General features: G+C 29.6%; 11 protein-coding genes. 8 read left to right on the top strand and 3 right to left on the bottom strand.

Annotated elements, in window-relative coordinates; genetic code table 11:
* The first annotated feature begins 126 nt into the window (after nt 1–126).
* The 4 genes from A8C32_RS07970 to A8C32_RS07985 all read left to right on the top strand — a co-directional run bounded on the left by A8C32_RS07970 (nt 127) and on the right by A8C32_RS07985 (nt 4,475).
* Complete coding sequence (locus A8C32_RS07970) at nt 127–612, top strand: SixA phosphatase family protein (protein WP_069829900.1); 486 nt, start codon at nt 127–129, stop codon at nt 610–612.
* Between the two features lie 177 nt (nt 613–789).
* Entirely contained in the window at nt 790–2,853 is a 2,064-nt protein-coding gene (gene ppk1 / locus A8C32_RS07975) for a polyphosphate kinase 1 (RefSeq protein ID WP_069829901.1), read from the top strand.
* A gap of 1 nt (nt 2,854) precedes the next feature.
* Entirely contained in the window at nt 2,855–3,760 is a 906-nt protein-coding gene (locus A8C32_RS07980; RefSeq protein WP_069829902.1) for a Ppx/GppA phosphatase family protein, read from the top strand.
* 187 nt (nt 3,761–3,947) lie between these two features.
* Nucleotides 3,948–4,475: a porin family protein gene (locus A8C32_RS07985; RefSeq protein WP_069829903.1), complete on the top strand. Its 528-nt coding sequence runs from the start codon at nt 3,948–3,950 to the stop codon at nt 4,473–4,475.
* On the opposite strand, the gene A8C32_RS07990 is transcribed toward A8C32_RS07985, so the two are convergent.
* The 3 genes from A8C32_RS07990 to dnaX are packed head-to-tail and all read right to left on the bottom strand — an operon-like array spanning nt 4,472 to nt 7,347.
* Entirely contained in the window at nt 4,472–5,053 is a 582-nt protein-coding gene (locus A8C32_RS07990) for a MiaE family protein (protein ID WP_069829904.1), read from the bottom strand. The genes A8C32_RS07985 and A8C32_RS07990 overlap by 4 nt on opposite strands.
* Before the next feature lies 1 nt (nt 5,054).
* Entirely contained in the window at nt 5,055–5,609 is a 555-nt protein-coding gene (locus A8C32_RS07995; RefSeq protein WP_069829905.1) for a DUF4738 domain-containing protein, read from the bottom strand.
* A gap of 25 nt (nt 5,610–5,634) precedes the next feature.
* A complete protein-coding gene (gene dnaX / locus A8C32_RS08000; RefSeq protein ID WP_069829906.1) occupies nt 5,635–7,347 on the bottom strand; it encodes a DNA polymerase III subunit gamma/tau in 1,713 nt (570 codons plus the stop codon).
* Between the two features lie 338 nt (nt 7,348–7,685).
* Here dnaX and A8C32_RS08005 point away from each other — a divergent pair, with 338 nt between their 5' ends.
* Genes A8C32_RS08005 through A8C32_RS08020 form a run of 4 tightly spaced genes read left to right on the top strand, consistent with a single transcriptional unit; the run spans nt 7,686 to nt 12,281 of the window.
* Nucleotides 7,686–9,332, top strand: coding sequence for an amino acid adenylation domain-containing protein (locus A8C32_RS08005; protein ID WP_083253291.1), 1,647 nt, complete (start codon nt 7,686–7,688; stop codon nt 9,330–9,332).
* Nucleotides 9,316–10,716, top strand: a complete 1,401-nt coding sequence (locus A8C32_RS08010) for a hypothetical protein (protein WP_205635381.1) — start codon at nt 9,316–9,318, stop codon at nt 10,714–10,716. The genes A8C32_RS08005 and A8C32_RS08010 overlap by 17 nt, the downstream gene beginning before the upstream one ends.
* 28 nt (nt 10,717–10,744) lie before the next feature.
* Complete coding sequence (locus A8C32_RS08015) at nt 10,745–11,530, top strand: enoyl-CoA hydratase-related protein (RefSeq protein ID WP_069829907.1); 786 nt, start codon at nt 10,745–10,747, stop codon at nt 11,528–11,530.
* A 22-nt stretch (nt 11,531–11,552) separates the two neighbouring features.
* Nucleotides 11,553–12,281 carry a DUF6733 family protein gene (locus A8C32_RS08020; RefSeq protein ID WP_069829908.1) on the top strand — a complete coding sequence of 243 codons (729 nt, stop codon included), beginning with the start codon at nt 11,553–11,555 and terminating at the stop codon, nt 12,279–12,281.
* Nucleotides 12,282–12,303 lie beyond the last annotated feature (22 nt).

Raw genomic sequence — 12,303 nt, forward strand, 5'->3', positions numbered from 1 at the left:
GATTTATTATGGTTTTAAGAGATTCATTCATTTAATATTATTAATTTTAAGGAAAATAATAAGTGGATTTTTAGAGGATAAAATGATACTTGATAAGTAATAAGAATTAGTATTTAATTGAGTTTTATGAAGAAAATAATTTTAATAAGACATGCAAAGTCTTCTTGGAAATATGATGTTATTGACCATGAAAGACCTCTTAATAAAAGAGGGTATAATGATGCAGAGTTAGTTTCAAACTATTTTATAGATAATAGTTTAGAAATTAATATGGTTATGTCAAGTGATGCTGTACGTGCAAAAACTACAGCAAAAATTTTTATTAATAATTTAAATATAAATGAGGATATTGTTCATTATGATCATAAACTATATGATTTTGCAGGTAATGATCTTATTGAAGTCATTAAATCATGTGACAATTCAATTGATAACTTAATGATTTTTGGGCATAATCATGCCATTACAGCTTTTGTAAATACATATGGAAGTCAATATATAGAAAATGTGCCTACTTGTGGAATAGTAATTATACAATTTGATATTAAAAAATGGAACGATTTAATTCTTGGAAAAACTATTAAAACCATATTTCCTAGTAGTTTAAAGTAGTAGTTTTAAAAAATAGACCTTTTTGAATATATTCTTTTTTTAGTTATTTAGACTCTCTTAATATTTTTTTGATATTATTTTATTTAAATAATTAGCAATTTCATATCATCTTTTTCAGTGTCTTTTTAGACTAAATAGAATATATTTGTTTTCATAAATACAATTAAAAATTATTTGATGACCAAATCAGAAACTCACACTAATAGTTATATAAATAGAGAAATAAGCTGGCTTCAGTTTAATGCTAGAGTTTTACAAGAAGCAGAAGACGAAACAGTTCCTTTAATTGAACGATTACGTTTTTTAGGTATTTTTTCAAATAATTTAGATGAGTTTTTTAAAGTTAGGTATGCTACTGTAAAGCGTATCGTTGAAGCAGGAAAAGGAGGGAAGAGTGAGCTTGGAGGTATTAAAGCAAAAGAATTACTTGAAATAATAACTCAAATTGTTATTAAGCAGCAAAGTGAGAGCTTAAAGATTTTAGAAACTATAGGTCAGAAATTACAAGAAGAGAATATTTATATTATTAATGAAAAACAAATAGATTCAAGTCAACATGATTATATAAGAAACTATTTTATTAGAACTGTAAGCCCTGCTTTAGTAACTATAATTCTTAATGATGCTGTAGTGCTGCCTAATTTAAAGGATAGTGGTGCATATTTGGCAGTAAGAATGTTAATGCCTGATAATAAAAAAGAGTATGCGTTAATCGAAATTCCAAAATCAATTAATCGTTTTATTGAATTACCTAAGCAAGGAGATAAGAGTTTTATTATCATGTTAGATGATTTATTACGTCATTGCTTAAGTGATATTTTTAACATTTTTGATTATGAAAGTATATCTGCTCACATGATTAAAATAACTAGAGATGGTGAATTAGATTTTGAAAGTGATTTAAGTAAAAGCTTTATAGAAAAGATATCAGATAGTGTTAAACATAGACAAGTAGGTGAGCCTGTTAGATTTGTTTATGACAAAACGATACATCAAGAAACTTTGGAATATCTTATGTCTAAAATGGGTATCGATGGAACAGATAGTGTAATTCCTGGAGGACGTTATCATAATAGAAGAGATTATATGAGATTTCCTAGTTTAGGAAGAACAGACCTATTATATAATAAAATAGATCCTTTGCCAATAAAAGGGCTTAGCTTACAAGATAGTATATTTGCAGCCATAGAGAAAAAAGATTATTTATTACATGCGCCTTACCAAACATTCTCTTATGTTGTTAAGTTTTTAAGAGAGGCTGCATTAGATCCTAAAGTAAAAACAATAAAAATAACAATCTATCGTCTCGCAGAAATATCGCATATAGCAAGTTCTTTAATTAATGCAGCGATTAATGGCAAATCGGTTACTGTATCAATAGAGTTGCGAGCTAGGTTTGACGAACAAGCAAATATCGATTATGCACAACAGATGGAAAATGAAGGTGTCAACTTAATATTTGGTGTTACTGGTCTTAAAGTGCATAGTAAAATGTGTGTAATTGAACGAGAAGAAGGCAAAAAATTAAAACGTTTTGGATTTATAAGTACAGGTAATTTTAACGAATCTACAGCTAAAATATATACAGACTATACGCTTTTCACTTCAGATCAGTTAATTTTGAAAGATGTAAATAAGATTTTTAACTTCTTTGAAACTAATTATAAAATATATAGTTACAAACACTTAATAGTATCACCACATTATACCCAAAAATCTATTTTTAAATTAATAGATAATGAAATAGAACATGTAAAGAATGGCAAACAAGGCTATATTAGATTAAAAATGAATAGTATATCGAGCTATACCATGGTAGATAAACTCTATGAAGCTAGTAATGCTGGAGTAAAAATACAGATGATTGTTAGAGGGATTTGCTGTTTAATTCCTGGGATAAAAGGAATGAGTGAAAATATTGAAGTTATTAGTGTTGTAGATAAATTTTTAGAGCATTCTAGAATTTATATTTTTGGAAGTGGCGATGCTACTAAATTGTATATATCTTCGGCAGATTGGATGTCTAGAAATATAGATAATAGAGTGGAAGTTAGTTGTCCAATTTATGATAAAGATATAAGAAACGAGATTATTGATACTTTTAATATTAGTTGGAATGATAATGTTAAAGCAAGGGTATTAAGTGATTCTGAAGAAAATAAATATAGAATAAATGATAAAGAAAAACTAAGATCCCAATTTGCTGTTTATGATTATTATGTTCAAAAATTAGAAGATTAGTATGTTTTCAATAAAAAAATATGCTGCTATAGATATTGGTTCCAATGCAGTAAGATTACTTATTTCAAATATTATTGAACAAAAAGGAAAACCTGTACAGTTTAAAAAAAACTCATTGGTTCGTGTGCCTATTCGTTTGGGGGCAGATGTATTTTTAAATAATAATATTTCTAAAGAAAATACAGAACGTATTTTAGATACCATGCTTGCATTTAAACTGCTAATGAAATCTCATAAAGTTGTAAAATATAAAGCCTGTGCAACATCTGCAATGCGAGAATCAGAAAATGGTAAAGAGGTCGTAGACTTAGTTTTAAAAAATTCGGGAATAAGTATTGATGTCATTGAAGGTGAAGAAGAAGCAGCAATAATTGCAGCTACAGATTTACATAAATATATAGATACAAACAAAACGTATTTATATGTTGATGTTGGTGGAGGAAGTACTGAATTTACTGTAATAGATAGAGGAAATCAAGTTACATCTAAATCTTTTAAAATAGGGACAGTAAGGTTACTTAACGATATTGTTAAAAAAGAAACCTGGAGTGAGCTAGAAACCTGGATAAATACGAATGTTAAATCGTACCATAAGTTAGATGTTATTGGATCTGGTGGTAATATTAATAAAATATTTAAAATATCAGGAAAAGCTATGGGTAAGCCATTGTCTTATTTTTATTTAACTTCATACTATAACATGCTTCAAAGCCATTCTTATGAAGAGCGTATTACAGAACTAGGTTTAAATCAAGATAGAGCAGATGTTATTATACCTGCAATGCGCATATACCTTTCATCAATGAAATGGAGTGGCGCAAAAAATATTTATGTTCCCAAAATCGGGTTAGCAGATGGTATAATTAAAAGTATCTATTATGATACAGTTTCAAGTAATACACAGTAAAATTCTGCACTTTACCTTTTATAATTGCTCTTTTTTAATTTTATAATAATATTCGTATGTATATAATTATTTTAATTAAAACCCCAATCTGTTAATTATGAAATGAGCCTTAATAATTTATGTTGATTCCAACCTAAGTTTATTTTTGCAAGTTCCATTAGGATAGATTTAATAAAAACAGCAATAAATGAAAAAAATACTACTATTTACAATACTATTGGGTATTACGGGTTATGGATTTTCACAAGATGTAAAGTATGGCATAAGAGGAGGTTTAAATATTTCAAATTTAGATTTTGAAGAATCTTATACTTTAGATAATGAACACAGGAATAGTATGTATATTGGTTTTTTTGCATATATAGGCATATCAAAAACGGTAGCTATAGCACCAGAAATACAATTTTCTGCCGAAGGAGCTAAAATAGAAGTACTTAATTTAGATTATATACAAACTCCTATTTTGTTACAGTTTAGATTAAGTGAAAAATTACATGTAGGAGCTGGTCCTCAAATAGGTTTAAAAGTACATAAAGAAGATGATGGTATTAGAAATTTTGCTTATTCTGCTATAGCTGGAATCGAATACAAAATAAACTATGCCATATTTGTTGATGCTAGATATACTTATGGAATAAGTAATATTTTTGATGATGAATTAGGAATCACAGCAAAAAATAGAAACATACAAATTGGGGTTGGTTATAAATTTTAACCATGTATAGCCTCCGATGTCCCTAAATTACTAATAATTTTAGATTCATATTCAAGAAGTTGTTGCCATTTGGTATCAACTTCTTTTTTTTCACCATACTGTCTTGCAAAACCTAAAAACATAGTATAATGGTTTGCTTCACTAACCATTAAATTTTTGTAAAAAGTAGCTAGCTCTTGATCCTCTAATTCTTCAGAAAGTAATCTAAAGCGCTCACAACTTCTAGCTTCAATTAAAGCAGCATATAGTAACCTGTGTACTAATTGAGTTGTTCTACTACCTCCTTTTGGAAAGAATTTTAAGAGTTGAATAACATAATCATCGCGCCTGTCACGTCCTAAAGTCCAACCTCTTTTAATAATGATATCATGTACCATTTTAAAATGACTTATTTCTTCTTTCACTAAAGCAATCATTTCTTGAACCAAATCTGTATATTCTGGAAAACTTACAATAAGGGAAATAGCTGTGCTAGTTGCTTTTTGCTCACAAAAAGCATGATCTGTAAGTATTTCTTCAATGTTTTTTTCAACGATATTAACCCAACGTGGATCTGTTGGAAGTTTTAGTCCAAGCATTTTATATAGAATTTGCTAAAAGTTGTTTTTCTGTAATTTTAATAACACCTTGTTTGTTAATTTCAAGAGTAAAATCTTTACATCTATCTGTATTTGGTAGACAAAAAGAGGTGTTTAAATATAACATGTTCTCGTTGGAAGCATAATGGTCTATCCAAATGAATTGCATAATAGCATTAGCCCAAAAAGAAGGTGTTTCAAATTCTTTAAAAACCTTTTTATCAATGATACTTTTATTAATTTGATTACCGTTTTTAAAAACTTGAAGATTAGCTTCAAAGTTTTTGTAATAAACTTTTATTATGGTATCATTTTTAGTTTTTATGGTTTTTAAAACTATATTATTCTTAGTAGAGTTGTATTTTATCTTAATTTCAAAACCGTTATTCAAAATAGTATCAGTATTAATCTCAATGTGTTGTTCTGGTACAAACTTGACCTGTTCACTAAAAGCGCTTAAAAGATTGGATTCCCTTAAAATATCTTGATTACTTTTATAAGCCCTATTTCTGCCATCACAACTTATTAAAGAGGTAGCTAGTAATAAGAATATCATGATTGACCTATTTGTGTACAGTATTTTAAACATTTAAATCGAAAGTTTTTCTTAATAAGTCAATATTAGGGTTTTTTTCTTTTAATCTTTCAAATTTATCCTGATCTGTAAAAGCATATTGTTTTTCTTTAACTTCATTTATGGTTATAGATAAACTAATATCATAATTACTCAAGGATTTTCTAATAAAGTTCATTAACCCAAATTGTTGCCTTTCAACTTCTAGTTTATTAGTCGAATTAGGAAATTCTATATGTGCAACAGTACCTTTTATTTTTGGAGTATCAATAGATAAAATAGATGCTAAATTATGTTTTCCATCACGCCTTAACTTTTCTATATAGGCAAGCCAAACTTCTATAAATTCTTTTTCTGTAAAGGGCTCTTTTGGTAAATCTTCTTCTTCAACAACAACATCCATTTGTTTAATAAGATGTTCCTTTTTTGCTCTAATACTACTAAGTGAAAGGCCAGAAGTACGTTTGCTTCCTTGTTTTAAGATAATTTTAGGCGGTGTTTTTACTTGAAAATCAGAAGTATTCGTTTTTACAGCTTGAGGTTTATTACTAGTAACCAAATTACTTTCTTTGTCCTTAGGAGCTTTTACAGGAATAGGCGTAATGCCCTTTTGTTTAAAGTATGAAGCTGGAATTATGTAATGTCTGCTATTTTTTTTTTCTCCATCAAAAGTGATAGAGGCAAGTTGCATAAGGCATAATTCAACAAGTAAGCGTTGATTTTTACTTGTTTTGTATTTGAGATCGCAATCGTTAGCTAAACCAATACCTTGCATGAGGAATTCTTGTGAAGCTTTTTTTGATTGTTCTAAATATTTTGTTTTGGTTTGCTCTCCAACCTCGAGTAATTCTATAGTTTGAGGCGTTTTTGCTACAAGTAAATCTCTAAAATGAGATGCTAAACCAGCAATATAATGATGACCATCAAATCCTTTTGATAGCGTATTATTAAATTGAAGTAATAGTTCTGGTATTTTATTTTCTAAAATAAGGTCTGTACTATTAAAATAGGTTTCGTAGTCCAGTACATTTAAATTTTCGGTAACAGCTTGTCTGGTTAAATTTTTACCTGAAAAACTAACGACTCTATCAAAAATAGAAAGTGCATCACGCATGGCACCGTCTGCCTTTTGTGCAATAATATGTAAGGCATCATCATCAGCATTAATTCCTTGTTCTTCCGCAATATATTTTAAATATTCCTTAGCATCTTTTACTGTAATTCGTTTAAAATCAAAAATCTGACAACGAGATAATATTGTTGGAATGATTTTATGTTTTTCAGTAGTAGCTAAAATAAATATACAATGCTTTGGAGGCTCTTCTAATGTTTTAAGAAAAGCATTAAAAGCAGCTTGAGATAACATATGTACCTCATCAATAATATAGACTTTATATTTACCTATTTGAGGAGGAATTCTAACTTGATCGGTTAAACTTCTAATATCATCAACCGAGTTGTTAGAAGCAGCATCCAATTCAAAAATATTAAAAGCAAAATCTTCATCACCAACTTCAGAACCTTCACTATTAATCATTTTGGCTAAAATACGAGCACAAGTTGTTTTACCAACACCACGAGGACCAGTAAATAATAAGGCTTGAGCTAAATGATTGTTTTCAATAGCATTTAATAATGTGTTTGTAATAGCTTGTTGACCAACAACATCTTTAAACGTTTGTGGTCTGTATTTTCTAGCTGATACTACAAAGTGTTCCATTGATTAAATATTGAATAGTAATATATAACAAATTTAAAAATTCAGTTTAAAACTTAAGACTATAACCAGATTAAATTAATAATGAGTTATTAACAATGTTTTTTTACATGAAGCATATTCTTTACTCAAATTTCGAATAATTTGATTTCGTTTTATGTTGATTAAGAGTACAGTTTTTTAGTTTTTATCTACAAAAAAAGAAAATCTTTTTTAGTCGAAAAAAAGAAAAAACCTTACAAAATACAATTTTAAAAAATTGAAAAATGTAAGGTATTTAACATATATAGCTGTTTTTTGACCCTAGTTTTATCGAATAATAATTTTAAACTAAAAGACTAATGAGAACTAATGATGAAAAAAACAAACCTGTCTATTTAAAAAGTAAAGCAGAGAAAAGAATTAAACATGAAGACACCTCTAGTTTGTATTTAGACAATAGACTACAAAATTTAACCCCTAGAGAACAAATTTTTTTTAAACGATTTGGTTTTGGAGCTAAAGTAGAACTTCGTTTTAATTGTATTCATCATGCATTTGAGTCTTATGCAAAAGCTATACCAGAAAGTATTGCGGTATCGCATCAGGGAGAAACAATTACTTATAAACAACTTAATTACGAAGCCAATAAATTGGCGAAAGTTTTAACGAGAAATGGTGTTAGAAATGGAGATAACGTTGGGCTATTTATAAAACGATCTATACCTATGGTTATAGGTATTTTAGCTATTCTTAAAGTTGGAGCTGCGTATGTTCCTAAACATATAAGTGTCGTTCCAGAAGAGCAACTAAAGCACATTATTAGGACAGCTTCTATAAAGATTGTTTTAACAGTTTCTGATTATAAAAAGCAGATCCCTATTGTTAATTCAAGCAAAAATATTTTTATAGATCAGATTAAGGAACAATTTTATGATACAGGTACATTATTTATTCCTGAAAGACCTATAAAACCAGAAGACAAAGCGTTTATCATTTTTACTTCGGGAACAACAGGTCTTGCCAATGGTGTTCAAGTATCTCATCGTAATATTTGTAATATACTTTTAACAAGCCCAGGTAATTTAGGAATGCGCCCAGGGTTAAAAGTAGCACAAATATTAAATATAGCTTTCGATATGGCAGTCTGGGAAGTACTAGGTTGTCTTGCTAATGGAGCAAGTTTAGTGATTAGAGGTAAAAACATTCAAGAAACTGCAGAGCAAGTTGATGTTATTATTTCTACACCAACAATTCTTAGTACGCTGGATGTAAATAAATGCAAGAATGTAAAAGTAGTTGCTGTAGCAGGAGAACCTTGTCCTGAATATTTAGCAAATAAGTGGGGAAAGTTTTGTGCATTTTATAATTCGTGTGGACCAACAGAAACTACTATTGTAAATACTGCACAACGTTATTACCCATCCGATGAGTTTTTAACTATTGGAAGACCTACCCCAAATAATACAGTTTACATATTAGATAAAAATAGAGAGCCATCTGCTATTGGAGAAATAGGTGAGATGTGGGCAGGAGGCGATTGTGTATCCTTGGGATACGTTAATAATGAGAAATTAAATAGGGAACGTTATGTTCCAGATCCTTTTTTAGGAAAAGGAAGAAAGATGTTTAGAACTAGAGATTTAGGACGATGGACTGTAAATGGAGAATTAGAGCATTTTGGAAGAGTCGACGATCAGGTTAAAATTAAAGGGTTTAGAGTTGAATTAGATTCTGTATCGAATGTCTTGGAAAGTATTCCCGTGTGTAAACGTGCGGTAACTTTAAAATACGATTCTAAAACTCTTGTTGCATTTGTAAGTCCTGAGATTATAACTGAAGACCAAGCAAAAGAAACAGTATCAAAGGCTTTACCATATTACTGTATACCAGAAAGGATCATTGCATTAAAGGAGCTCCCAAAAACGAATAGAGGTAAAATAAACAAACGCCTTTTAATGGAAATTGCAAAGAATCAACTTGAAAAAAAATATGATGGAAACAATTAATAAAGAAATAGTTAAAAAGATAACCAAAGATGATAAGAGAATGGATAATTATGTAAATTATGATGATGTGGTATTACCACAGAAACAACCATATTATAAACGAATATGGAAACACCCGTTATTAATGCAGTACAATAGATTGATAATGCTAATATTCATAATAAATATTAGTCTTTTAATATATGGAATTAATACCGGTGATTGGTGGAATACTAATGAAGTTGCATTGAAAACAATTTCAAATATTACTATTATTAATATAGCAGCAGCGATTTTAATTAGGCAACAGTATGTTGTTAACTTATTATTTAAAATAGCTACAAGTGTTCCCAAATCATGGCCTTTAACGATTAGATGGGCAGCAGCAAAGATATATCATTTTGGAGGTATCCATATGGGAGGTAACATAGCAGGTACCATTTGGTATATTATTTTTGTAGCTTCAGTAATATACTCATGGAGTAATAATTTATCAGGAGTTTCTTTGGGGTTGGTAGTAGTTACTAATAGTATTCTTTTAATACTTGTTGTCATGGTAATTATGGCCTTACCTAAAAACAGATCTAAAAAACATAATAGGTTTGAATTAACACATCGTTTTGGAGGATGGACTGCATTGATTTTATTTTGGGTTCAAATATTATTGTTTGTAGGGTTGCAAAAAGGTGAGCAAAGTTACAGTGAAGCACTTATATCTTCTTTAGGGTTTTGGTTATTAATAGCTATAACAATAAGTATAGCTATTCCCTGGTTGTATCTTAAAAAAGTAGAGATACAAGTCGTAAATCCATCATCACATGTGGTTTTAGTAAATTTTAATTATGGCGTAACTCCGTTTGCAGGATCATCTACTGCAATTAGTAGAAGTCCACTTAAAGAATGGCACTCATTTGCTAATGTTCCATCTCCAGGTAAAGAAGGGTTTCGATTAACTATTTCTAGAGCAGGTGATTGGACAGGTACTTTAATAGATGATTTACCCTCACATGTTTGGATTAAAGGCATTCCAACAGCAGGTGTAGGAAATATCGAAAAACTATTTAAACGTGTTGTTTGGATTGCTACAGGAAGTGGTATAGGACCTTGTATACCTCATTTATTATCTAATGAAGTGCCGTCAATTTTAGTTTGGGCAACTAGAAATCCTAGAAAAACTTATGGAGACGATTTGGTAGATGAAATTCTAGACGTACAACCCAATGCTATTATTTGGAATACCGACTCTCATGGTAAACCAGATATGTTAAAACTCGCATATAAAGCTTACAAAGAATTTGATGCAGAAGCAGTGATTTGTATTTCTAACAAAAAACTCACATGGCAAGTGGTACATGGTATGGAAATTCATGGAATTCCAGCCTATGGAGCTATTTGGGATTCGTAAACACTATTAACTTTTATAAAAATATACTATGGACATAATAGATAAACATTATGGAGGAGTTGTTGTACTTCAACTTAACCGTCCTAAAAACCTAAATGCGTTAAACACAAATATAATGCATGATATAGTAAGTATTATGAGTAAATATGATAAAGAGCCAGAAGTAGGCTGTTTTGTAATTACTGGAAATGAAAAAGCATTTGCAGCAGGAGCAGATATTAAAGAGATGGTTGACAAGTCATATTTAGAAATGTTAGATGAAGATTTCTTTGCGGGTTGGGAACAGTTTGTAAATATTAAAACACCAAAAATAGCAGCAGTATCTGGATATGCTTTAGGCGGAGGTTGTGAATTGGCTATGATGTGTGATATGGTTTTCGCAGCTGAAAATGCAAAATTTGGCCAACCTGAAATAAAATTAGGTGTAATACCAGGTATTGGAGGCTCACAACGCTTAACAAAACTTATAGGAAGAGTTAAAGCTATGGATATGATTCTTACAGGAAAATTTATTGACGCGAAAGAAGCAAAACAAGCAGGTTTGGTATCTAGAATATTTCCTGTTGAAACTTTATTGGAAGAAACTATAAAGGTGGCTAAAATCATTTCAAATTACAGTAAGCCAACAACTCAAAAAGCAAAAGAAGTTGTGAATAGAGCAGAAGAAATAGGTTTAAAAGAAGGTGTTTTATTTGAACGAAGTATGTTTCATAGTTTGTTTGCAACTCAAGATCAAAAAGAAGGTATGAAAGCCTTTATAGAAAAACGAGATCCAGATTTTAAAGGATTTAAAACATTAAAAAAAACGAATTAAAATTAAATTAAATATTAAAATTATGAAAAAGTTAGCAATTATTATCTTAACATTAATCATACAAATCACTTACGCTCAAGAAATAAAAAGCGATGAAAAAGAAAAGAAAAAGACAAGCTTTGTAATTATGCCCATACATAATAGTGTAGCAGGTTTTTCCAATGTTTTTTTAGGAAATTACAAGTTGGATGATAAAAAGAATTTAACCTTTTATAGTGTATTTTGGAACAACCCTAGTTTTGGGGGACTTACAGGTAGTGATTTGTTTTTAGAAACAGGTATTGGATTAGGCTTTAAATTTGATAAATGGTATGTTAACCCTACTTTAGGTTTTGGTCATGGGAAATTTATGTCTAATAGTACTGAAACTACAATTGGAGAAGCTATTATTCCTAGTGTTTTGGTATTATATAACTCAAAGCGTTTTGAGTTAGATAGTTACTTAGCTTTATATAAATCTTTTAGAAAAGGAAATGGAGATGCAACTAGAGATTTAGTTTTAAATTGGATTGTACCTGGATATAAAGTTAGTGACCATTTTTCTTTTGGAGCATTTTACGAGAGCTTTTCTCAAGTGAGAACAGAAAATGGAATGAATGAAAAACATATTTACCAGTGGTTAGGAGGCTACATAAAAGCAACTATGAATAATGGCATTTGGTTTAGGTTTGCTGCAGGACCAAATTTAGCAACAGATCTAGGAACAAGCAAAGAGTTTTATAAAATACAAGCTTTTATTCCTCTAAAATAAATTTGAAATTTTATACAAAAAT

This window comes from Flavivirga aquatica, assembly GCF_001747085.1.
Lineage (GTDB): Bacteria > Bacteroidota > Bacteroidia > Flavobacteriales > Flavobacteriaceae > Algibacter_C > Algibacter_C aquatica.